Here is a 21,609-nt window from a genome sequence, read left to right on the forward strand (position 1 = left end):
CAACCCGAAGGTTGCCGTTTGCTTTTACAGAGCCGTCCAGGCATCAGCCCACGCCAGGCCAGCGCCGGGTTCGTAGTATGCCGGGGCATTGTTACACCAGCCGCTGTACGGGAACGGTTTGCACTGGAACAGTTTACCGTGGTTGTTCACGATATCACCTGCGTTGTACTTGCTGTTCGCGCTCCACGCGGCGTAAGAGCCGGAAGTGCCTTCGTCCTTAGACTCGGCTTTCGCTTTCACATTCAGCAGGTAGGACGTGGTGCTGGTCAGTTCACCATCACTGACGGTCAGGCCGATTTCGTACTGCTGAGCCGTTGCAGACTCTGGCGCCTTGAAGGTCACCACCGCTTTGTCCTGACCGGTCACGGTCTGGCCATCCTGGGAACGCCAGGTGTAGGTCAGCTTGTTACCGTCGGCGTCTGTGGAGCCTTCCGCGCTCAGGGAAACCTGCGCACCCGCTTCAACTGCCCCGATTGGGCCCGCAATCTGCGCCACAGGGGCGTGATTCACGGTAGCCGGTTCAACAGGGGTGGTATCTTCCGCTGGCGTCGTATCCGCTGGCGGCGTGGTGTCTGCCGGAGTTTTGTCTTCGCCTGGGGTTACGGCTGAGCCGTCGTCGTTAATGATGTTCACGTTATAGAACTTCTTAACGCAGTTGGTGTAGTCACCCTCTTTGAACGCGCTGAACGGCGTCTGGTACCCCACCAGCTGGCAGGAGTAGGTCTTACCGTCCGGCGTATCCGGGCTCCACCCCCAGTCCTGCTCCCAGTAGATCTTCAGCGCGCCGGCGCCGCCTTCATCGAACTGCTTCATGTTGGCGCAGCCCAGCACTTCATTCGCCGGAACAGGCACTTTCAGGTAGTTCGCGAACTCTTTGTAGTACTTGATGCGGTTTTCAGACTGGGCAATCTCGGTTGGGCCGCCGCACTCTACGCCACCGTTGATGATCTGGGTGGTCACGCCGAAGCCCGGAACCAGGCCGTTGGCTTTATCGTGATCGTTTGGCTGCCAGGTGCCGTCGATAACCTGCAGCATGCTTGGTTTTGGCGGCTGCGGATAGGCGAAGAAGAAGATCGCACTTGCCAGGTTCAGCCAGGTATCCGCCACCAGCTCAGGCTTGTCGAGCAGGGTGCGGACGGTACCAAACATCGCTTCAGAGAACGGACCGTAGTTGTAGTTGTAAGACAGCTGCTTCGCGCCGCGGCCAAAGTAGCTTACGAAGTCGCCGTCTTTGTCTTTACCGCATGGCCAGGTCTGCCCCTGCCAGATGTCTGGGTTACATTCGCCGTTATAGCCGCCTTTCTGGCCTTCGGTCCAGCCCATTTCACGGACGTGAACCAGGGCCTGACGCCACTCGGCTTCCGGACGCCAGCTCTCATGGCCGCCGGTTTCCTGCGCAAAGTGGGCGAACATGGTCGCCAGCTCTTTGCGGCAGATGGCGTCGCTGTCGCGACCATCGTTATAGGTCTTACACAGTGCCGGGAATTTACCAACAGCCTTCAGGAAGTTACTGTAGGTATAAGACTGAGCGCGCAGCGGGAAGAGATATTCCCAGTCGCTGGCCTTCACGATCCCTTCAACGCGCTTGACGTTGTCAGGGTTCGAGGCACGACCTGGCTCTATCTGCTCAACGAGGCTATTGTCCAGGGTCGCAATGGTATCCTTCACCGAAACCATCAGCGGGAAATTGGTCAGCTCTTTTTCCTTTTTCGCCAGATCGCTGGCTTTCATGGTGTACGGCTCACTGCTGGCCGCCTGCAGTGATGCAGCCTGGGCCATAAAGGGTGCAATACATGCCCCCGCCACGAGAACGCTCAGTAATGTCCTTTTCGTCATTTCAAATAATCCTGTATTTAAGCAACTAGGGTGAGTACATTCCCGGCTTATGTATTACTCCCTTAATAAATAAGCCAGAGAGTGTGGTTCTTTTTCATTTTCTGAAGAACACCGAAAGGAATTCTTCAAAAAATAAAAATAATGCTACGGTTATTTACCCGATTTTATTTGCTGATACTTCGCCCACACTTTATGGGCATAACGCATGCGCTGCGGATAATTTTCTTTTTTCAATCCGGCGTTATACGCGCCCACCGCTTCCCAGTTATAGCCATACACGTTTATCATCCCGGACAGGATGGAGGCACCGACCATAATGGAGGTACAGGGCTCATTAATAAGCTGATTTTCATCAATACCCTGACGTGCTAACTCACTGAAGTGTGAGCTGTTAATCTGCATCAACCCGACGTCACGCGTGCCGTCGTGGTTCCAGCCTACCGCGTGGGGATTCATTCCGGATTCGACTTTGGCAATTGCATACAATAACCACGGATCGACATGATAATAATGTCCGGCGTTATCCCAACAGTTCGCGAATACGCTTTGACTAAACAGCAGTAAAAATATAATCACGCGTTTCATGAGCACCTGCTTTTTAAATACTGAACCTCTTTCCGCTCATCATTAGCGATAATTCTGAAGTGTTGGTCACACCCGAAGTGGGGTGTGACCAACTATTGCGGGTTGATATCATTCCCGCAATCCACGGTTCAGAAGGTTATTTGCAGTCTGTTGAAGGACCTTCTTTCACCCATACATCGCTGTTAGCCGGGTTGTCACCGCGGGTCCACCATTTGGCACGGTAAACGTTGCCCTGGTAGGTTGTGGTTTCGCCGCCGTTATAAACCAGGTCAGAACGCCAGTTCATCTTCACGTTGCTGACCAGCTCCCAGGCATCCACACCGAACCCAGGCTGGTTGCCTTGCGTCCAGTACTTCGCTTTCCACACCAGATGGTCGAAGCTCACGGTATCGCCACTGTTGTAGATTTTGCTGGCATCCCACGCGGCATATTTGCTGGCGTTAGCATCGACAGGCGCATCGCAGCTACCGGTTGCAGACCCTTCGTCAGATGGCGGGGTCACGTCATCAGACGGAGGCGTAACCTCATCAGAGGGTGGCGTTACGTCATCAGACGGAGGTGTAACCTCATCAGACGGTGGTGTAACGTCAGCCGGTTTCGGATTCACGGTTACCTGCACGTTAGACTGCACGCTGGTTTTGCCGTCGCCTACAACTACGCTCAGCGTATAGGTAGACGTGGTGGCAACGTCTGGTGCAGTAATCGTCACGTTCGCGGTATCGGTACCGGTTGCATGCATATCCGCTGGCACGCTCCAGGAGAAGGTCATCGCATCACCGTCTGGATCCACAGCCTGCGCGTGCAGAGCATAGGTTTCTCCTGCCTGCAGCGTCACTGCCTCCATTGCGTTCACGACTGGCGCCTGGTTAGCTTTTGGCGCTTTATTCACAACCTGCACATCAATGGCGTTGCTCAGGCCTTTAGCATCCGTAACCGTCAGGCGGAACACCATGGTCTGATCGCTGGTCGCTGCCGCAACGTTGAAGGTGGCTTTCGCTTTGGTGCTGTTGGAGAGAGTTACAGATGGGCCAGAAACCTGGGTCCATTTGTAGGTAATCGCATCGCCGTCTGGATCGCTGGAAGCAGAACCATCAAGCGTGACGGTTGCCGGGCCAGAGACGTTCTGATCCGCAGAAGACGCGATTGGCGCATGGTTGGTGACGACCGGATCGACCGGGGTAGAACCGCCCAGCAGACTTTCGTTCATCGCGTTCAGGATGTCGCCGGTATCAGAGTCAATAGACCAGGCAAAGAGTCCGCCCAGGTTTTTCGACAGCACATACTTGCCTTTAGCGGCGGTAGAGCGTGCATCTTCATAGGTGATCAGGTCGCCGGTAGACTTATTGAAGACATATGGCGCTTCAGCATTCGCGTCGTAACCATATTCCCAGCCAGGCTTGCCTTTGTACTCGTTAACGATCTGACGGTAGTCGACCACGCCAGGTTCCCAGGTACCTTTCACCATACCGGTTGCGGTACCCGTGAATGGATTGTCACCGGTGTAGCCATGCACGCCAGTCCAGCCGCGGCCATACATGCCCGCACCCACCACGATCTTGCCTGGCTGTACGCCCTGAGCAAGCAGCGCGTCCACGCCGTTCTCGGTGGTGTAGTTTGTGTCCGGACGCCATGACGGCGCGCGCAGTGCGGCCTGGTGGCCCAGCTCGGTGTTGCTCCAGCCGCCGTAGAAGTCATAGCTCATCAGGAAGATGTGGTCGAGGTACTGCTGAGCAGCGGTGTAATCCACGTCTTCAATCTTATCGCGGCCCGCACCGATGGCGCTGGTCAGTTCATAGGTACGGCCAGTCTGTGCAGACAGCTCGTTCAGCATGGTGCGCAGGTCATGCATCAGGGCGGTATACGTCGCTTTATCCTGCTGCGGGTTACCCAGGTGTTCGCTCACGCCGCCGCCGCCAGGGAATTCCCAGTCGATATCCACACCGTCAAAGAACTTCCAGGTCTGCAGGAAATCTTTCACAGAGGAGACGAAGCGGGCACGGATTGCCGGGTCGCCCATGTGGAAGAACGGATCGGACAGCGTCCAGCCACCGATGGATGGCAGCACTTTGAGGTCCGGATGCGCTTTTTTCAGCGCCATCAGCTGGCCAAAGTTACCTTTGTACGGGTCGTCCCAGTTGGAGACGCCAGACTGCGGTTTTTGCAGCGCAGCCCACGGATCGTGAATGGCGACGGTATAGTCCGGTCGACCCGCGCAGTCGCGCTGCAGTACGGAGAAGCTGTTACCGCCTTCAACGGTTTTCAGGCCATCGTTGATGCCGTCGCCGCCACAGATTGGAATGAAGCCATAGAGGATGTGGTTAAGGTTCGCTGCCGGGATTTTATCAACCGGGAAGTTACGATCGTAAACGCCCCATTCAGGGAAATACGCCGCAACCACTTTATCAGTATGTTTGGCGAACGTTTTGTTGTTCTCCTGCAGCGGCGCGTTCAGCGGCAGCAGATGGCTGCCGTCGGTGTCCGCCACGATGATCAGCTTGCTGGCGCTTTTGGTACAGCCGCTGGCATTACAGACTTCCACCTGCTCCTGATAACGTCCGCCCTTTTTCACTTTAAAGGTGGCTGAGCCGCTTGCACCAGCTGCGCCGGTCCACACGGTTTTACCATCCAGCAGCACTTTTGCAGACGTTGGCGCGTCGCCGCTCCACACGTTCCACTCGACTTTCACATCCACGCCGTCGTTATGTACCTTGACGAGGCTGTTGTAATCCTGCGCGGCCTGATCCACCTCGACCAGCGCAAATTTGTCATTGCCGGAGCCGATGGTCGGTGCACCTGGCGCAGCAGCGAATGCAGAACCGGTTGCCGCTGCAATAAAGAGCGCCAGATATTTAGGCTTAATAAATTTCATTTTTTTTCCTGATAAATTTATTCGTAAACGAAATTGATCCATGTCTTCCTTTAGAACATGGAATGATATTCACATAGTGCGTTTTTAAATACGCAGACAGCCGTTATCCAAACCTTAAAGACGCGTTGTATTCCTCCATTAAAAGATACAAGCTAAAAATCCGTGTAGCTTATGCCTTTTACGATACACTGAGGATAAAATATCGTCCTTCTCTTTCCTCGTCGAAAATATTGATAAAAAAACTTGACCCGGTTATTTAATAGGTATTCACAAATAGCTGGCAGGTATAGAGCGCTATTCCAGCAAAAGCCAGATAAGGTCCGAAAGCGATGGTTAGGTTATTTTTATTCGATTTATTTAATAGCAAATAGCCCACTATGCCACTTAATGCGGCAATTAATTCAATCGCAGGGAGTGACTGCCAGCCGCACCAGGCGCCCAGCGCCGCCAGCAGCTTGAAATCGCCGTAGCCCAGCCCTTCCCGACGGGTAAGCAGACGAAACGCCCAGTACACCAGCCAGAGCGAAAGATAGCCTGCCACCGCGCCGAGCAGCGCATCACGCAGGAGCAGCCCGTGGCTGAAGGCGTGGAACAGCAGCCCGGCCCAGAGCAGCGGCTGCGTCAGGCAGTCGGGCAGCAGCTGGTGCTGTCCGTCAATCATCGCCAGCGGCAGCAGAAAGGCCGCCAGCACCCACAGCGAGAAAAGGGATGCTAAGTCCGGTATCCACCGGGCGGTGAGGCCAAAGAACACCGCCGTCAACAGCTCGAGTAAAAATAACCGCAGCGGAATCGGCGACTTACAGCAACGACAGCGTCCCCGCAGCGCCAGCCAGCTCAGCAGCGGGATGTTCTCCCATGCGCGCAGTGCATGCTGGCAGACGGGACAGTGTGACGCCGGGAAAAGCAGGTTGCTGCGGCTCTCCTCCTCTAGCACCATCCCCGGCACGCGATCCACCACAACGCCGAGAAAGCTCCCCAGGATCGCGCCGAATACGCCGCTCATCGCGGCAAACCCGACGGGATAACTCTCCCGGACGAGTATCAGCCCGTTCATGCCACTTTTTTCCAGGTCAGCTGGATTTCGGCCTTCACGTCGCTCAGGTGATCCACGGGCGTGAGGTTCATTTTCTCCAGCCTGACGCCTGACGCGAGGTTCATCTCCCGCAGCCAGTTTTTTAATTCATACACGTTGACCCGGTTCACGACAAAGGCCAGAGTCTGACCATCCTGACGAATATCGGTCAGCGTCAGGTTAATTTCATGCGCGCTATTCTCCACCACGCTGCGTGGATTATCGGTTTTCACCTGTAGCACCGGCAGATGATTTTTATCAATTTCTGTTTTCATCCAGTTTACCGTTTCAATTTGTCGCGCCAGCGTCGCCTGGCTATTTTTTATCATGTTATCCAGGGGAATTATCCCTGCGTAATAGATGACGGCGCTGCATAAAGCTCCCGCCGCTATTTTTAAAATGAATTTTTCTCTGGTGCTGTATTGTTGATAACGAGATGTAAACTGTCCAATTCGCGCTTTCATTTATATTTCCCTGTAATCATGGCCGTATACGGCGCGTCCTTTGAAATAGGCTGTAACGTAAAATCAAAATTCGTGCTGGCCTGATGAATGAATTCCTGTAATGCCTGCTCGTTTTGCGCACTCACGCTTAATGTCAGGGCTCCCTGCGTGTCGTCATATTCAAACAGCGTAATTTCCATCGACGGAACGGACTGACGGATCTTTTCCAGTTCGTCCATCTGCAAAAAAATGCCTTTGGGCTGCTTCTTGATGTTCTGTCCGAAATGGTACTTAAGGTTGGTCTGGTGACGCATACTCGGAAAATGGTGTTGATAAAGCTCGACCATCTCCTGCTGCACCTGATTTTCCCGATCTGCCAGCATCCACGCCAGGGTGATGCGGGGGCCGAGCAGCAGGCCCAGAGAGAGAAGCCCCATCACCGCGATGGCGGCCTTCATCCCTTTCGCCGCCCTCGCGCTGGTCGCTTTCGCGCTGAACGCACCGTGCAGCACGTTGACGCGGCACGCCCGCCACTGCGGCTGGATCAGCACCAGCGGATGTTCTGCCGCCAGCTGTTCGTCAACCTCAATGCCCGGCGGGATGTCCCCGTAGCAGCGGACCTCGCCCTCTCCGGCTTTTTGCATCAGCAGCGGCAACAGGCCAACCTCAACGTTACAGGCGATATGCGGCGACAAGCGCAACCAGTAGTTCTCTTCCCGCGCAACCAGCGTGCTTCCACCCGCCGTGACCGGCAGCAGCCAGGCGTCAGGCAGGACCTGAATGACCTTCAGGCCCGCCTCGTGAAAGCGGGTCAGCCACTGCTGCAGGCGGGCGGAATCTATCGCCACGGCGTCCACCTCGGCACCTTTTTTGTTCAGCACCGTCCAGTGGAGATCGTCCACCTCACCAATCAGAGTCTCCTCCGCCATCCACGAGAAGGCGGTCGCCTGCGACGCCATTTTCTTCGGCAGCGTAAAGTGGCGGAAGATCATCTCACTGGCGGGCAGCAGCAGACACACGCGCGCAGCCAGAGGATGGTCGGCAAGGGTATGCAGCGCCTGCGGGGTGTCCAGGGTTGTAACCTGTTCGCTTCCCGACTCACACCACATGATTTTCCCGTCCTCACGGCTGTCGGGACGAACAAAAAGGACCTGTTTCATAGCGTTCTACTTTTCTTATTCAATCATTCGGTAACGACGTTGCCACGTCACAATTTCACCGGCTTCGTTATTCACCTGAAGCTGGCTCACCACGCGAAGCGTTAACTCATCGGTATTGCCGGTGTAGTTGACGCGAAAATACCGGCTGTTGATGGAGAGCAGCCCGGCCACCTGCGGCAACTCTTCCTTCAACTGCGGGAAGGCCTGTTCCAGCGCTTTGCTGAAGACGTCCATACTTTCCCAGCCGGTTTCCGGCCGCGACTCAATCAGGCGTACGGCATCGTCCGCGGTGAGTTTTCCCGGGAACAGGGCTGCCAGTAAGGGCGCCTGCTCCGGCGTCAGAGTATTGACATCCACCTTGCTGGCCGAGTCCGGCAGCGCGCATAACAGCTTGCTCACTTTCGGGTACGCTGCAGCAGGAAACGCCGGCAGCAGCTTGATCTCGGCAAGGGTGCGCATCATCTGATTCGCAGGCTGACGCGCCGGCACTACGCCAGACCAGGCGTCCATCTCCGCGCCCTCTTTCACCGTCGTGGCGTCGCCGTCGAGATAATCCACCAGCTGCTGATAAATTTCTTCCGCCGCCGTCTGGCTGATGCCGCCGTCCGTCAGGATCTGCTCGACAATCTTCTCTTTTCGCGGCTTTTCCGGCACGGTTGACGCATTTTGATCCTGAGCCACTTTGTCTGCGGCCAGCAGGTTATTGACGTTGAAGCAGTCCTGCGCGTCGTCGACCTGGCTGACCACCGTATAGTCTTCACCCTGCGTCTCCAGCGGCTGGTGCCAGTCGCCCGCCGGGTCGAGCGGTTTGCTCTCGCCGCTGGCGTCGTTCTGCAACCGGTCTTTCACCACTTTTTCCTGCGCCTGCATTGCCCAGCGCAGCTGCTGCTGGCTCACCTGATAGTGGGTTTTCTGCAAATTACGGCAGAACTGCTGGCTGATTTTGGCCGCCAGGGCCGACATCATGACCAGCAGGATCAGCACAACCAGCAGGGCAACACCGCGTTGCTGATGGACCCGGCTCATGGCTTCACGTCCGGCGCAGGCGCATTTTGCGGGGCAGGCGCGTTTTCTGCCGCCGGTGCCGCCGCTTCTGGTATCTCTCCCGGCGTGGTAAACACCCAGCGCCAGGTGTCGCCATTTTCCATGGTCAGCGTAAGCTCCACGCCGTCTGGCAGATGGGCAGAGTCACCCCAGCTTTTTTGCCAGCCCTGGTGATAAAACCGCCACTGCATCGCTTTCACCTCGCTGACGATAGGCACTTCATCGGGTTTGACGTCCGCCGGGCTGTCAATCACCGGCCAGACGTCGCGATACAGACGCCCTTCTTCCAGCCGCCAGCGCACGCGCTCCAGCTGGACCGTGCCACTCACGCCGTTCAGCGTGGTAAATTCCACAGCATCGCCATCCTGTAAAAACAGATCCGGCGCGTTGCGCGGCGCCCGCGCCTGCAGCTGGAAAAAATCGCGCTCCATCAGGCTCCAGGCACGCTGAAGCTGATTAAGCTTCGCCGCGCGGGTATCGGTTGCCGAACTGGTGCGCATCGCGCCGTCGAGAATTTGCCAGGCCAGGGTGCTGATGACCGCAAAAATGGTCAGCGCAATCATGATCTCCAGCAGGGTAAAACCGCGCTGGCGTCGGCTCGTCTTCACTTGCTCTCTTCTCCCGGCCCAATGATCTGAAGCGAAATGACCGGCTGGCTTTTATCGCCTTCGGCGTAAACGCGGATGGCATTGGCCCAACCGCTATTGGCGGTTTTCACCCGCTGCTTATGCCAGTACCAGCTGCGCCCCCCCATGATTTCCGTCCCCTGCTCCTCGGCATCGGGAAAATCGGTTTTGCTGAGCTGGGCTTCAGCCAGCTGATTTTCTGCAACCCAGCTGGCCTGCAGCGTTTCGGCCAGCCCGTGGGTGAAGCGCACGTTCAGGGAGACGGAATTCATCAGCGCCAGCGCGGCGGTGGAGAAAATGACCAGCGCCACCATCACCTCCAGGAGCGTCATCCCGTTCTGCTTAACCTTGCCTTTAGTCATCGTTCTCTACCGAAACCGGGGCCGCGCCCTGCGACACCACGCGGAAGTGATGCTGTTTGTCGTAACTTTGCAGCGTCAGCGTAAAACGGCCAATCTCGCCGTCCGGCAGAAAGAGGATCTGGGGGTCGGCCTCGACGTTAGCCGCCAGACGCTGAGGCGAGAGCGACACGTGCATCTCTTCCGGGAAATCGCCTTTCGTGGTAATACGGCCTGCGGATAACGGCACCCAGTGACGTTCGCCGTTTTTATCGTCGAGCGTGACCAGCTGATATTTATCGGTCGCGATCACCAGCCCGACAATATTTCCGTCCATGACCGCGCGGTCTGAACCATAATCAACGAGGGCTTTTAATTGCTGACCAAATATATCCGCACCGCTGCGTGAGGGTATTGTTGAGACAACCATCATGGCGCAACTGGCAAATATCACCAGCGCCAGAATAATTTCCAGCAACGTAAAGCCGCGTTGATTCTTCATTATTTCTCTTTCTTATCCAGAGACCAGTTCGTAATATCGTCTGCGGTGTTGGCTTCGCCATCAGGACCGGCAGAGAAGACGTCTACGGCGCCGTGTTCACCCGGGCTGACGAGCAGATAATCGTTGCCCCACGGATCCTGCGGCAGGCGGCGAATATAGCCGTCGGCGCGGTAGCCGTTGGGAATAGGCGCGATCTCAGGCTTGGTCACCAGCGCCTGCAGACCCTGCTCGGTCGTTGGGTAGCGGTGGTTATCGAGCTTATACATATCCAGCGAGCCTTCGAGCGCAACAATATCGCTGGTCGCCTTTTGCGCGTCCGCTTTTTCTTTGTTACCCATTAAATTGGGCACTACCATACTCGCTAAAACGCCGAGAATAACGATCACCACCATTAATTCGAGCAAGGTGAACCCCGCCTGGCGAGCCAGACGTTTTGTTTTTATAGCCATGATTTAACCTACCATATTATTAAGTTGCAGAAGCGGCTGTAATATTGACAGCACGATGAATAAAACAATCGTCGCCATGGAGACCACCAGCGCTGGTTCAAATACCGAGAGCGTTAACGTAATACGATGCTGTAGCGCCGACTCCTGGTTTTCCGCCGCGCGGTCCATTAAGTTGCCTAACTCGCCGCTCTCTTCGCCGGAGGCAATCATGTACAGCATGGTGGGCGGGAATAATTTCGCCTGCTCCAGCGCGGCATAGAGCGAGGCCCCCTGACGCACGGTATCCGCCGCCTGCTCCAGCACCTGCCGGGCGTAGAGGTTTTCGATACCGTCCATCGCGATATACATCCCTTCAAGCAGCGGCACGCTGCTCGCCTGCAGGATGCTGAGCGTGCGGATATAGCGGGCGCTGTTGATCGCGCACACCAGCTTTTTAATCGGCGAGCCGTTCACCAGCCAGCTGTGCCAGCGAAAACGGTTTTTGGCGTTTCTGAGCCAGGTCTTAAAACCAACAAACCCGCCGCCGAGGATCCCCACGATGTAGATCCCGTACGCCTGCAGGAAATCGCTCACCGCAATCAGCGTGCGGGTGGTGATCGGCAGCTGCTGCTTCATGTGGGTGAACTGCTCGATCACCTGCGGCACCACCGCCACCAGCAGAATGCTGATGACCGCGATGGCGACCACGGTGAGGGTAATCGGGTAGACCATCGCCTGCGTCAGCTTGCTCTTCATCTTCTGGCGCTGCTCGTTGTACTCCGCCAGCTTTTCCAGCACGTCGCCCAGGTGGCCGGTTTTTTCACCGGCCATCACCAGCGTGCAGTAGAGCTTGTCAAAGGTGCGCGGGAACTGGCTGAAGGCGTCGAACAGGGTGTGACCTTCCACCACCTTCTCGCGGATCTCCACCACCATTGCCGCCAGCTTTTTGTCTTCCGTTTGCTTCGAGATCGCCTTCAGCGCGCTCTCGAGCGGCAGTGCGGCGTTGACCAGCGTGGATAACTGACGGGTAAACATCGACAGCACCGGCGTGGAGAGCCTGGCTCCGGTTTTTGCTTTTCCGGCAGACGCCGCTTCACGGGTTTCGCTGATGCTGACGGGCATCAGCTTTTGCTCGCGCAACATCTGGCGAACCTGCTTTTGCCCCTCGGCCTGCAGCGTGCCGCGCTGGGTTTTGCCTGCGACATCCGTCGCCGTCCAGGCGTAGAAGGCCATTACGCATCCCCCCCGCGCTCGGCGGTCACACGCATCACCTCTTCCAGCGAGGTGACGCCGCTAATCACCTTCAGCAGCCCGTTTTCGCGCAGGCTGTAAGCCTGCTTAAAGAGCTGCGTCTCAATGGACATTTCGTCTTTATCTTCATGAATGGCGCGGCGCATGGCGCTGTCCACCACCAGGAACTCGTGAATACCGGCACGGCCCTGATAGCCGCTCTGGCGGCAGTGTTCACAGCCCACCGCGCGGTAAATGGCTTTTGGCGGCGCGTCCATAAAGCTGAACAGCGCTTTTTCATTGGCATCCAGCGGACTGGTGGTCCGGCAGTGCGTACACAGCCGACGCACCAGACGCTGGGCAATGACACCGAGCAACGATGAACCGATTAAAAAGGACTCCAGCCCCATGTCCCGCAGACGCGTAATCGCCCCGGCGGCGCTGTTGGTGTGCAGCGTAGACATGACCAGGTGACCGGTGAGCGACGCCTGCACCGCAATTTGCGCGGTTTCACCGTCACGAATTTCCCCGATCATCACCACGTCCGGGTCCTGACGCAGAATAGCGCGCAGCCCGCGGGCAAAGGTCATGTCCACGCGCGGGTTAACCTGCGTCTGCCCCACCCCTTCCAGCTCATATTCGATCGGGTCTTCCACGGTCAGGATGTTGCGTTCGTGGCCGTTCAGCGCCGAAAGAATGGCGTAAAGGGTGGTACTTTTACCGGAGCCTGTCGGCCCGGTGACCAGGATAATGCCGTGCGGGCGCTCAATCAGCCCTTTTAACTTCTCCAGCTCTTCATCGATCAGGCCCAGCTTGTTGATGTCGGGCTTGAGATTGCTTTTATCGAGCAGGCGCATGACCACGCGCTCGCCGTACTGGGACGGAATGGTCGAGACGCGCACGTCGATCGCCTTGCGGCCAATGCGCAGTGAGATACGGCCATCCTGCGGCAGACGTTTTTCGGCAATGTCGAGTTTCGACATCACCTTGATACGCGACACCAGCAGCGGGGCGAGCTTACGCGCCGGCTGCAGCACCGGGCGCAGCACGCCGTCAACGCGGAAGCGAATGCTCAGCGTGCGCTCAAAGGTTTCGATATGGATATCCGACGCGCCGTCCTTAACCGCCTCGCCGAGAATGGCGTTGATCAGGCGGATCACCGGCGAGTTTTCGTCGTTATCAAGCAGATCTTCGTTATCCGGGATCTCTTCGGTTAACGCCATCAGGTCGATATCCGCATCCATGTCGTCCACCAGCTGCTGTGAAACGCCGCTGCTCTGCTGCCAGATTTTGGCCAGCATCTCGTCAAACGCTTCCGCCGTCACAGTAACCGGGACGAACGCGCGGCCCAACACCCGGCGCACTTCCAGCAGTGCTAACGCCGGGGTGTCCTCACGGATATAGATGTCATTGTTGTAAAGCAGAACGCCGTTATCTTTTGCATAGCTGCTGCTACACAGTGTTTTACTCAGTTCGTCCACGTTGCCCCTCCGCCTTACTCTTTAAACGGATTGCGTGTCGCGCGGGTTTTCACCGGTGCGGCGTGAGGGCTTGCTGAAGGAAACGCGGGCAGGACGGCATTGTCGCTCGGCTCAACAATACCGAGCTTTTTCTCTTCCACGCGCTGCATCTGGCGCACCCGGATCTGGTCATATTTCTCTTTCGAGGCCGCGCTGTAGTTGTCGTCGTCACGCAGAACGGTGGTATGAATGAACACCATCAGGTTGCGCTTGGAGGTATCCTGGGAGGTGTAGCGGAACAGCTGACCGACCAGCGGGATATCGCCGAGCAGCGGCACTTTGGACACGGACTGTTTGGTCACATTTTCCATCAGACCGCCAAGCACCACCGTCTGGCCACTGTGGACCATCACTTCGTTATTGATCGTGCGCGTATTGAAGGTTGGGCCGAGGCTGGAGTCTTCCGTCGCGCTGTTGTCGACGCTGGAGACTTCCTGCTCAATCTTCAGATGGATCATGTCGCCATCGTTAATCTGCGGCACAATTTTCAGCTTGGTACCGACCGTCTTACGCTCAACGGAGTTAAAGACGTTATCGCCGCTGGTGGTTTGCGAACCGGAAAGTACCGGCACATCCTGGCCCACGTTGAACGACGCTTCTTTGTTATCCAGCGTGACCACGCTTGGCGTGGAGAGGATGTCATTTTTGCCGTCGGTGGAAAGCGCAGTCACCAGCGCACCAAAATCACCGTTAAAGAAGCCGGTCGCCAGGCCAGTGAAGCTCGCCCCTTTCATGGTGCCATTTTTAATCTGGCTGATTGGCAGGCCGGTGGAGCCGAACTGCACGCCGCCGTGCTTGCTGGTCCACTGCACGCCGAGATCCAGGCCGTTCCCGTCCTGCACTTCCGCGATGATGGCTTCCACCAGCACCTGCGGACGACGGATGTCGAGCTTGTCGATCACCTTCTCAAGGGAGTTCATCACGTTAGGCTGGGCGGTAATCACCAGCGAGTTGGTTGCTTCGTCGGCGGTAATGTTCAGATCGCTGGACGCTGGCGCGGTTTTCGACTTCGGCGCGCCGGCCTTGTCCTTCAGCTGCTCGCCGATGCCGGTGAGTACCGGCACCACCTTGGTGGCGCTGGCATACTTGAGATAGAAGACGCGGGTATTCCCCTCGTTGTTCTGCTCGCGATCCAGCTGATGGATCAGGGAGCGGGTCCGCGCGCGCGCATCTTCCGAACCGCTGATCACCAGGCTGTTGGTTTCGTCATCGGCCACCACTTTGGTCGCCAGCTGCGGCGCGTTCTGCCCTTTCTGCTCTTCGTTGTTGAGGTTATTCAACATCTCCGAGAGCTCTTTGGCGGACGCAAAGCGCAGCGGCACGATTTCACGACGCTGAATACCGTCTTTGTCCACGCGCTGGACCAGATCCACCAGGCGGTTCACCACCGAAGCTTTACCGGTTAGCAGCAGGACGTTGGACGGCTCAAAGTGGACCACGTTACCGATGCCGGTGGCATCGTTGAGCTGACGCAGCAGCGGCGCCAGCTCGCGAACAGGCACGTTTTCCATGCGCACAACGCGGGTGATGATCTCGTCGCCTTTGCCCGGATTTTTACCGTCGGCCAGCGGCGCACCGGCGGTGCGGGCAATGCTCGAGCGCACCACTTTAACCATGCCGTTATCCATCGGGATCACCGACAGGCCGTACAGGTCCAGCACGCTCAGGAAAAACTGGTAATATTCGTCTTCCGTCAACACGTTATAGGTTCTGACCGACACCGTGCCCTGCACGGACGGGTCGACCAGAATGGTTTTGTTCAGATTGCGGCCTACCGTATCAATAAATTCGCGGATATCGGTGTTTTTAAAGCTGGCGCTAAAGTTAGCTGCGAGCAGCGAACTGGAATATAACGACAATGCGGTCAGCGCCACGCACGCCCAAGGAAATTTCTTCATGTCTGTACACTTGTTAATTGTTTAGAACATTGACCCGAATATTTTCAAGGTGAGCGTGACGTCTGACGACGACCTCCGCTTCTTTCATTTTCGACCAGTTGGCAATAATATCTTTTGCCTTTTTTGCATCGGTCATATCGACAGAATTGACTTTTACCGCCACATCACCTTTTTCCAGACCGGCATGACTGTAGAAGTCAGAGGCATTCCTTGGATTAATGTTGTAGCCTTCCAGCTGGCCCTTTTCGATAAGTGGCTTTAACACCAGATAATCATCCAGATGCACGCTTTCAGCACCAGCATCTTTCGTCGATTGGGTTATCGGGCCGCTGTCAACGCCGCCCTTAAAATAGTCAGGTTTATTTAACGCCAGTACCTGCGTAGCACCTTCGTAATTAACCACCACATTGTCTTTGTTTATTTCCTGAATAAAGGCATCGTTAAAACCGGTCAGCGCTTCGCCTTCGCGATAGCTCTTTTGACCACCCGGCGTTTTGATCACGGCGAAGGACAACCAGGCATCGTCGCTGCGGACGATCCCCTCAATTTCGGCAGCGAGCGGGGCTTTTCCGGCTGCTGGCAGGTTGTCCTGACGCACGGCGGCGGTGAAAAGTGAAAATGTCTTTTCTTCCTGACGTTTTTTTTGCGGTTTCGCCGCTGCGTTCGCGAGTTTATTCGTCACTTTTTTATAATCTTTAAAAATGACGTAGCCTTGCCGACCGCAAAAAATCAGCAATACAAACATAATACAGGGCGTTATCCACCGTGAAAAAAGTGAGAGCCTCATTATTCATCTGGCCTTTAGCAAAGCGGAAATAAGCAGCGTCATGCTGCGCCAATATGTGACATAAATAGTAATTAGCGGCCTGACAATCGACCACCTGCTTCGCCGTTAACTTTGATAAAGAAAAAGATTGACCGTCAAAAAAACCAGTGTTAGAGGAAGCCGACAGGTTATTTTTACCCTGCCCGTAAATTGACCATGACGCACCCTTGCCGTACTTTTCTGGACCATTGCTATTCATGCCCAGAGACGGTAAGTCGTTATGTATCAGAGTCATTTTAAATTTAATCACCCGCCTTTTCGAAAAATCACCCGCGCCTCGGGCGATTTCTTCGTGCCGTATCACCAGGATATTTTCAACCTGCTGAAAGAGAAAACCCAACAGGCGGGGATTATTGGGCTCTTTGCAGACGATGCCCCGCTGCTGGGCCAGTTCAGCGACGCCCTGAAATCCGCAACCCCTGACGTTGTTGCCATCAACGCGTTTCCAAAACTGAGTGCCAGTAGCCTGCTGTATAAACTCAACCCGGGAACGAAAGAGAGCAAAAACCGGCTTCAGGCGGTGGATGCCATCCTGCACCAGTGGCAGGGGGGAAAAAGCAGGACGAAAGTGCTGGTGATTAGCCATACCGATGCCATGAAAGAGACCTGTCGGGAGGTGCTGGCTCTGCTGCTGACGCGCGCGCAGGAGCTGGAGTTTCGTCTGTCCGTCGTACTGATGGGTGCAGCGGATCGGGAAGCCGTTCTGATGCAGCAGTCTGAACTGCGTGAATATGCGCATACCTGCCACACCCTGCGCCCCCTTACCTGCCGGGAGTTTCTCAGCTACGTTCAGGCGCAGTGTGAAGCGCATGGGTGTGAGCACTCGCCGTTGACCCCGGCGCGCGTGCGTAAAATGCATGCGCTGACCAAAGGGAATATCAGCAAGCTGAACGAGCTGGCGCACCTGTCGATGCTCGCCGCCTGGACCGAACGCGCAGAACAGGTTAGCCCGCGTCATCTGCGCCTGGCGGCCGGTGAGATCCTGCCTGCGAAAAAACACGGTATGCGCCTGGCTACCGTGGGGCTGTTCGCCTCCGTGCTGTTCGCTGCCTGCGGCTGGTATTTGACCTCCTCGATCGGAGCAAGACTTCCGATTCAACTGCCGGTGCCCGCGAACTGGAAACAGCAGACGCCCATCGAGCAGGCGCCGGTGGTGCCGGCTATCGACAACGAGGTGGTTAATCAGCCGGATGCGATGCATCAGCTCTATCTGATGTGGGGGTATGACGCCTCGGCGGACGATGCCCTGTGCCAGAACGCCGCGAAGGTGAACCTGATGTGTAAGCAGGGAAATGCCTCACCGGACGCGCTGGCCCAGGAAGGGTATCCGTGGGTGAGTGAACTGAAAACCGGCAACCACCTTAACTATGCCGTGGTCGCCCGCGTCGGGGATAACTCACTCGACCTGCTGATGAATAACCGCACCTGGCAGGTAAGCCGTCACTGGTTTAACCAGCATGCCACCGGCAATTATACCCAGCTCCACCGCCTGACGCCGGAAGGCAAAGACGCCATCAGCGCCGCCAGCGATGCGAAGGACATGGGGTGGCTGGATCAGCAGCTGAGCCAGGCCCTTGCCGAGCCGGAAACCCACGCTCAAACCTGGACGACGGAGATGATGAAACGTACCCGCGAGTTCCAGCAAAAAATGCATCTGCGCGTCGACGGTATCCCGGGTGAAGAGACGCTGATGCAGTTGATGCGCGACACTAACACCACGCCGAGCGTGCTGCTTCAGCCCCCCCATGCCGCACCGGACGCGAAAACGCAGGAGAAGCATTCCTAATGTCTACCATCTGTCTTGCGGCTCAGCGCAGCTACGTTTCCGGGGAGGCGGTCTGGTTTTCGTACCGCATTCCCCGCCTGAGAAAAATCGCTTCTAACGCCTTTTTAGGAATAGTAAGCCTCTGCCTCATGCTGATGGCGGGGCTGTACGCCCACGTATACTGGCAACTGCGCCACCCTGCGCCGGAGCCGGTAAAAAAAGTGAACGTGGCGAAGCCCGAGACGCAGCTTACCGATATGCACTACGTGTACGTGAGCAAGCCGTTCCCGCATCCGCACCCGAAACCCGTCCCGGTGCAGGCCGACGTCCCTGCCATGCAGGATCTGCCGATTAACAGCGACGACGCCGACTGGCAGCAGATGCCTGACGGCACGGTGCCGCACGATACCTCGCGGGATACCCTCCCCGGAACGGAAGCGCACGACGATGCCGTCTCCCCCCGCACGGAGGGTGACGACGCATCATTAACCGAACTGTTTAAGCAGGCGTTAAAAGAACAAGAGCAGGATTATTCGCAAGGGAAAATACCCGCACCGCCGGTTGACGAAACGCAGGATAATACTCAGGCGGGCGCATTACATAAAGAAAGTTCCCGGTCTCCATTAAGTAAAAAGGGAGACCGGCTGGAATAGTTAATATTTTTCAGGCAGGTTGGTGATATTAAGGAGTCGACCCTTTTCCACCACAATGTATTGACCTTTTTTCAGATCGGAGAGGATTTTTATAATCGTACTGCGTGCCAGGCTGGTGTATTCCTGAATATAATCATAAACATTAATATCGCGTTGATGATGTACAATCAGTTCATTAATTTCCAGCAAAAATTCGCGCACGACAGAATAGGCGCTGCGGGCAACCAGCACGTCATCGCGCTTGCTCAGGAGACAGATATACCAGGCCAGTACCTTGGTGAGTTCAGGCCACAAGCCTTTCTCGGTCATCAGTTGAGAGAAAACGCTTTTCGGAATCGAGCGCACCACGGTATTCGAGCGGACCAGGCCATACATATGGGACGAATGATAAAAAATGGAAGAGAGTCCAAAAATGCACTGCCCCTGCAGGGTGAACAAGCAGAGCTCGTCGGATTCGCGGCGGAATTCCACTTCACCGCTGACGATAATATGAATAAATTCATTATCGACGGTGGAAATTTTTTGCCATTTCTTTAACAGTTTTTCTTCAAATCCTTCCGTTGCGGAAATGATTTTTTCTATTTCATGATGAGGACGCAATTTTCTGCCGTAAATGCTTAACATTGTTATACCCGAATTAAGATGTAAATTTTAGATAAAAAATGGCCACGGTGGAACCACCGAAACTATTCGTATAATCCTGATAAAAAACTTCAAGGAGAAGTGATAATAAAAATCACTATGCAGGTGTTATTTTTTATAAATACTTAGCAAGCTATACATCTATCTTAAATGAGGGTACTTTTAAGTCAATTAACTAAAAATGAATTGAGAATGTACTTAAGATTAATCTCAAGAAAACTAAGGTAATACGGCCTGGTCAGGGGCAGCCCTGAGGACTACCCTTGCCCGTACTTCTCTAAAAGCGCCTCGGCGATGGCCAGGGTTTCTACGTCAGCCACGCCGTTCCACAGCGCGGGGCGGAAGTGCATCTGAAACGCGCTGATCACCCTCTTCTGCTGCTGTTCCGTGGCGTTGTCCGGCACCTCGTAGCCATAGCGTTTCAGCACATCAAGCAGCGCACCGCGCTCGACCTCCTGATAGCGCGGCCGCCCGTTAAGATAGAACGCCACGCGCGCGGGATCGGGCCAGGCACCTATCCCCTGCTGCGCCAGCTGCTGCCACGGAAACAGCGGGCCGGGATCGTCTTTACGCTGCGGGGCAATGTCGGCATGGGCAACCACGTTCTGCGGCTGAATGTCATAGCGGGCAATAATGTCCCTGGCAAGCGGGATCAGCGCTGCAATCTGCGCAGGCGCAAACGGGGTAAAGGTTTTCACGCCGTCACGCGTTTGCCAGCCGCGGTTCTCGAGCTCAATCCCCACGGACGTATCATTAATCCGGTTGGTGCCGCGCCAGAAGCTAATGCCCGCATGCCAGGCCAGCTCGCTCTCGGGAACCAGCTGCCAGATGCGCGGCTTGCCGTCCGGCGCCGGGGGGTTGGCAGGGATCAAATAGTGAGAGCTAACGTTTTTATCCGTCAGCGTGGCCAGCGAGCTGTCAAAATCATCCGCGGTGTAGTGGATCACCAGCACCTTGATGCGCGGGTAAGCCGCCTGCGCCTGATGACGCGTATCCAGCTCGTAGGCACCTTTATCGATAATCCCCTTTTCCGTAACGCATCCTGCCAGCAGCAGCGCCAGCAGGAGCGTGGCAAACGCACGCCTCATCGCAGGGTTTTCACCGCCGTACCGCTTACGCTCACCATCAGCATGCTGCCGTCTTTCCCGACCGTTTCGTAGTCAATATCGATTCCCACGACCGCATCCGCGCCGAGGGCTTCCGCCTGCTCGCCGAGCTCTTTAAAGGCGATTTCGCGTGCTTTGCGCAGCTCTTTTTCGTATGCGCCAGAGCGGCCACCCACGATATCGCGGATACCGGCAAAAAAGTCACGGAAGATATTGGCGCCGAGAATCGCTTCGCCGGTGACCACGCCGCAGTACTCGGTTATTGTCTGTCCTTCCAGGGTTGGCGTTGTTGAAAACTGCATGGTTTCTCTCCTTCTTTAGCGTTCAATGCCTTAGGCACAGCATTATCGGTTCGTTACGCTATGATTGAAAGGATAGTTAATAAATAAGGAAATCAACATGCGCTATTCAGCTTTAACACTTTTCGTGCCCTGCGCGCTGGTGCTCAGCGCCTGTACCACCACGGTCACGCCAGCCTTTAAGGATATCGGTACCCGCAGCGGCCCCTGCATTGAGGGCGGCCCGGACACCGTGGCGCAGCAGTTCTATGATTACCGGATTCAGCACCGCAGCAACGACCTCACCGGCCTGCGCCCGTATCTGAGCGATGGTCTGGCAAAACTGCTTAACGATGCCACCCGCGATCCGCAGCACAACGCGCTGCTGAAATCCGACCCGTTCTCCAGCCGCACCACGCTGCCGGACAGCGCAGAAGTGGCCAGCGCGTCAACCATCCCGAACACGGATGCCCGTAACATTCCGCTGCGCGTGAAGCTGACGCAGGGCAGCCAAACCTGGCAGGACGAAGTGCTGATGATCCGTGAAGGCCAGTGCTGGGCGGTGGACGACGTACGCTACGTGGGCGGCAGCGTGCATGCCCCGGCCGGCACGCTGCGCCAGTCGATTGAGAACCGCTGATTCATCAGTGATAAAAATGTTACCCCCGTAAAATGTCCGGCATTTCTCGCGGAATGCCGACATTTATACTCACCGCCTTTGCCCTTCGCTATTTTGTGCTATGTTTAAGAGGAAATACGGGTTATATTTAACTTTTAACGCAGAAATA

The 21,609-nt window shown here is 55.9% G+C and carries 22 protein-coding genes; 3 read left to right on the forward strand and 19 right to left on the reverse strand.

Features of this window, described 5'->3' with window-relative positions:
• Positions 1–24: 24 nt before the first annotated feature.
• From LLF79_RS07855 to LLF79_RS07930, 16 genes are all read right to left on the reverse strand, one after another.
• Positions 25–1,836 carry a chitinase gene (locus LLF79_RS07855; RefSeq protein WP_008500007.1) on the reverse strand — a complete coding sequence of 604 codons (1,812 nt, stop codon included), beginning with the start codon at positions 1,834–1,836 and terminating at the stop codon, positions 25–27.
• Positions 1,837–1,986: 150 nt separating this feature from the next.
• The gene (gene iagB, locus LLF79_RS07860; protein ID WP_046092276.1) at positions 1,987–2,421 is read right to left on the reverse strand and encodes a type III secretion system invasion protein IagB; all 435 of its coding nucleotides are present in this window, start codon (positions 2,419–2,421) and stop codon (positions 1,987–1,989) included.
• Between the two features lie 136 nt (positions 2,422–2,557).
• Complete coding sequence (locus tag LLF79_RS07865; RefSeq protein ID WP_008500009.1) at positions 2,558–5,290, reverse strand: glycosyl hydrolase family 18 protein; 2,733 nt, start codon at positions 5,288–5,290, stop codon at positions 2,558–2,560.
• A gap of 256 nt (positions 5,291–5,546) precedes the next feature.
• The gene (locus LLF79_RS07870) at positions 5,547–6,344 is read right to left on the reverse strand and encodes an A24 family peptidase (protein ID WP_023292905.1); all 798 of its coding nucleotides are present in this window, start codon (positions 6,342–6,344) and stop codon (positions 5,547–5,549) included.
• Positions 6,341–6,826, reverse strand: coding sequence for a type II secretion system protein GspM (gene gspM / locus LLF79_RS07875; RefSeq protein WP_115465474.1), 486 nt, complete (start codon positions 6,824–6,826; stop codon positions 6,341–6,343). The genes LLF79_RS07870 and gspM overlap by 4 nt, the downstream gene beginning before the upstream one ends.
• A complete protein-coding gene (gene gspL, locus LLF79_RS07880) occupies positions 6,823–7,965 on the reverse strand; it encodes a type II secretion system protein GspL (RefSeq protein WP_021240907.1) in 1,143 nt (380 codons plus the stop codon). Before gspL ends, gspM begins: the two co-directional genes overlap by 4 nt.
• Before the next feature lie 15 nt (positions 7,966–7,980).
• Positions 7,981–8,991: a type II secretion system minor pseudopilin GspK gene (gene gspK / locus LLF79_RS07885; protein WP_021240908.1), complete on the reverse strand. Its 1,011-nt coding sequence runs from the start codon at positions 8,989–8,991 to the stop codon at positions 7,981–7,983.
• Positions 8,988–9,617, reverse strand: a complete 630-nt coding sequence (gspJ, locus tag LLF79_RS07890) for a type II secretion system minor pseudopilin GspJ (protein ID WP_025912913.1) — start codon at positions 9,615–9,617, stop codon at positions 8,988–8,990. The genes gspK and gspJ overlap by 4 nt, the downstream gene beginning before the upstream one ends.
• Positions 9,614–9,997, reverse strand: coding sequence for a type II secretion system minor pseudopilin GspI (gspI, locus tag LLF79_RS07895; protein ID WP_023292909.1), 384 nt, complete (start codon positions 9,995–9,997; stop codon positions 9,614–9,616). Before gspI ends, gspJ begins: the two co-directional genes overlap by 4 nt.
• Positions 9,990–10,475 (reverse strand): type II secretion system minor pseudopilin GspH, encoded by a 486-nt coding sequence (gene gspH / locus LLF79_RS07900; RefSeq protein WP_008500017.1) that lies wholly within the window; start codon positions 10,473–10,475, stop codon positions 9,990–9,992. Before gspH ends, gspI begins: the two co-directional genes overlap by 8 nt.
• Positions 10,475–10,924 carry a type II secretion system major pseudopilin GspG gene (gspG, locus tag LLF79_RS07905; RefSeq protein WP_008500018.1) on the reverse strand — a complete coding sequence of 150 codons (450 nt, stop codon included), beginning with the start codon at positions 10,922–10,924 and terminating at the stop codon, positions 10,475–10,477. Before gspG ends, gspH begins: the two co-directional genes overlap by 1 nt.
• Before the next feature lie 3 nt (positions 10,925–10,927).
• On the reverse strand, positions 10,928–12,136 hold the full coding sequence (gspF, locus tag LLF79_RS07910) for a type II secretion system inner membrane protein GspF (RefSeq protein ID WP_023343664.1): 1,209 nt from the start codon (positions 12,134–12,136) through the stop codon (positions 10,928–10,930).
• Positions 12,136–13,614 (reverse strand): type II secretion system ATPase GspE, encoded by a 1,479-nt coding sequence (gene gspE, locus LLF79_RS07915; protein WP_227879352.1) that lies wholly within the window; start codon positions 13,612–13,614, stop codon positions 12,136–12,138. The genes gspF and gspE overlap by 1 nt, the downstream gene beginning before the upstream one ends.
• A gap of 14 nt (positions 13,615–13,628) precedes the next feature.
• Entirely contained in the window at positions 13,629–15,551 is a 1,923-nt protein-coding gene (gspD, locus tag LLF79_RS07920; protein ID WP_023343662.1) for a type II secretion system secretin GspD, read from the reverse strand.
• Positions 15,552–15,564: 13 nt separating this feature from the next.
• Positions 15,565–16,296 carry a type II secretion system protein GspC gene (gspC, locus tag LLF79_RS07925; RefSeq protein ID WP_227879353.1) on the reverse strand — a complete coding sequence of 244 codons (732 nt, stop codon included), beginning with the start codon at positions 16,294–16,296 and terminating at the stop codon, positions 15,565–15,567.
• Complete coding sequence (locus LLF79_RS07930) at positions 16,247–16,612, reverse strand: hypothetical protein (RefSeq protein WP_126287664.1); 366 nt, start codon at positions 16,610–16,612, stop codon at positions 16,247–16,249. The genes gspC and LLF79_RS07930 overlap by 50 nt, the downstream gene beginning before the upstream one ends.
• Between LLF79_RS07930 and LLF79_RS07935 the strand changes: the two genes are divergently transcribed.
• The gene (locus LLF79_RS07935; RefSeq protein ID WP_227879354.1) at positions 16,598–18,163 is read left to right on the forward strand and encodes an ExeA family protein; all 1,566 of its coding nucleotides are present in this window, start codon (positions 16,598–16,600) and stop codon (positions 18,161–18,163) included. The two genes, LLF79_RS07930 and LLF79_RS07935, sit on opposite strands and share 15 nt — an antisense overlap.
• Entirely contained in the window at positions 18,163–18,795 is a 633-nt protein-coding gene (locus tag LLF79_RS07940) for a hypothetical protein (RefSeq protein ID WP_227879355.1), read from the forward strand. The genes LLF79_RS07935 and LLF79_RS07940 overlap by 1 nt, the downstream gene beginning before the upstream one ends.
• Here LLF79_RS07940 and LLF79_RS07945 read toward each other — a convergent pair whose 3' ends face one another.
• The 3 genes from LLF79_RS07945 to LLF79_RS07955 form a co-directional block, all read right to left on the reverse strand.
• Complete coding sequence (locus tag LLF79_RS07945) at positions 18,796–19,419, reverse strand: helix-turn-helix domain-containing protein (protein WP_227879356.1); 624 nt, start codon at positions 19,417–19,419, stop codon at positions 18,796–18,798.
• Between the two features lie 275 nt (positions 19,420–19,694).
• Complete coding sequence (locus tag LLF79_RS07950; RefSeq protein ID WP_044596920.1) at positions 19,695–20,525, reverse strand: N-acetylmuramoyl-L-alanine amidase; 831 nt, start codon at positions 20,523–20,525, stop codon at positions 19,695–19,697.
• Positions 20,522–20,845, reverse strand: coding sequence for a heavy metal-binding domain-containing protein (locus LLF79_RS07955; protein ID WP_008500028.1), 324 nt, complete (start codon positions 20,843–20,845; stop codon positions 20,522–20,524). The genes LLF79_RS07950 and LLF79_RS07955 overlap by 4 nt, the downstream gene beginning before the upstream one ends.
• 97 nt (positions 20,846–20,942) lie before the next feature.
• On the opposite strand from LLF79_RS07955, the gene LLF79_RS07960 reads away from it, so the two are divergent.
• Positions 20,943–21,461, forward strand: coding sequence for a lipoprotein (locus tag LLF79_RS07960; RefSeq protein ID WP_023292915.1), 519 nt, complete (start codon positions 20,943–20,945; stop codon positions 21,459–21,461).
• Positions 21,462–21,609: the final 148 nt, after the last annotated feature.

It is taken from the genome of Enterobacter cloacae complex sp. 2021EL-01169, from assembly GCF_020733125.1.
GTDB classification, from domain to species: domain Bacteria; phylum Pseudomonadota; class Gammaproteobacteria; order Enterobacterales; family Enterobacteriaceae; genus Enterobacter; species Enterobacter roggenkampii.

Excerpts from the sequence above, each read along its gene's own strand:
- LLF79_RS07960 (WP_023292915.1), top strand. The coding sequence starts at position 20,943 with ATGCGCTATTCAGCTTTAACACTTTTCGTGCCCTGCGCGCTGGTGCTC.
- gspL (WP_021240907.1), bottom strand. The coding sequence starts at position 7,965 with ATGAAACAGGTCCTTTTTGTTCGTCCCGACAGCCGTGAGGACGGGAAA.
- gspM (WP_115465474.1), bottom strand. The coding sequence starts at position 6,826 with ATGAAAGCGCGAATTGGACAGTTTACATCTCGTTATCAACAATACAGC.
- LLF79_RS07865 (WP_008500009.1), bottom strand. The coding sequence starts at position 5,290 with ATGAAATTTATTAAGCCTAAATATCTGGCGCTCTTTATTGCAGCGGCA.
- LLF79_RS07950 (WP_044596920.1), bottom strand. The coding sequence starts at position 20,525 with ATGAGGCGTGCGTTTGCCACGCTCCTGCTGGCGCTGCTGCTGGCAGGA.
- gspH (WP_008500017.1), bottom strand. The coding sequence starts at position 10,475 with ATGAAGAATCAACGCGGCTTTACGTTGCTGGAAATTATTCTGGCGCTG.
- LLF79_RS07945 (WP_227879356.1), bottom strand. The coding sequence starts at position 19,419 with ATGTTAAGCATTTACGGCAGAAAATTGCGTCCTCATCATGAAATAGAA.
- LLF79_RS07940 (WP_227879355.1), top strand. The coding sequence starts at position 18,163 with ATGTCTACCATCTGTCTTGCGGCTCAGCGCAGCTACGTTTCCGGGGAG.
- gspD (WP_023343662.1), bottom strand. The coding sequence starts at position 15,551 with ATGAAGAAATTTCCTTGGGCGTGCGTGGCGCTGACCGCATTGTCGTTA.
- gspI (WP_023292909.1), bottom strand. The coding sequence starts at position 9,997 with ATGACTAAAGGCAAGGTTAAGCAGAACGGGATGACGCTCCTGGAGGTG.
- LLF79_RS07870 (WP_023292905.1), bottom strand. The coding sequence starts at position 6,344 with ATGAACGGGCTGATACTCGTCCGGGAGAGTTATCCCGTCGGGTTTGCC.
- LLF79_RS07930 (WP_126287664.1), bottom strand. The coding sequence starts at position 16,612 with ATGACTCTGATACATAACGACTTACCGTCTCTGGGCATGAATAGCAAT.
- LLF79_RS07955 (WP_008500028.1), bottom strand. The coding sequence starts at position 20,845 with ATGCAGTTTTCAACAACGCCAACCCTGGAAGGACAGACAATAACCGAG.
- iagB (WP_046092276.1), bottom strand. The coding sequence starts at position 2,421 with ATGAAACGCGTGATTATATTTTTACTGCTGTTTAGTCAAAGCGTATTC.
- gspK (WP_021240908.1), bottom strand. The coding sequence starts at position 8,991 with ATGAGCCGGGTCCATCAGCAACGCGGTGTTGCCCTGCTGGTTGTGCTG.
- LLF79_RS07935 (WP_227879354.1), top strand. The coding sequence starts at position 16,598 with ATGTATCAGAGTCATTTTAAATTTAATCACCCGCCTTTTCGAAAAATC.
- gspF (WP_023343664.1), bottom strand. The coding sequence starts at position 12,136 with ATGGCCTTCTACGCCTGGACGGCGACGGATGTCGCAGGCAAAACCCAG.
- gspG (WP_008500018.1), bottom strand. The coding sequence starts at position 10,924 with ATGGCTATAAAAACAAAACGTCTGGCTCGCCAGGCGGGGTTCACCTTG.
- LLF79_RS07855 (WP_008500007.1), bottom strand. The coding sequence starts at position 1,836 with ATGACGAAAAGGACATTACTGAGCGTTCTCGTGGCGGGGGCATGTATT.
- gspC (WP_227879353.1), bottom strand. The coding sequence starts at position 16,296 with ATGTTTGTATTGCTGATTTTTTGCGGTCGGCAAGGCTACGTCATTTTT.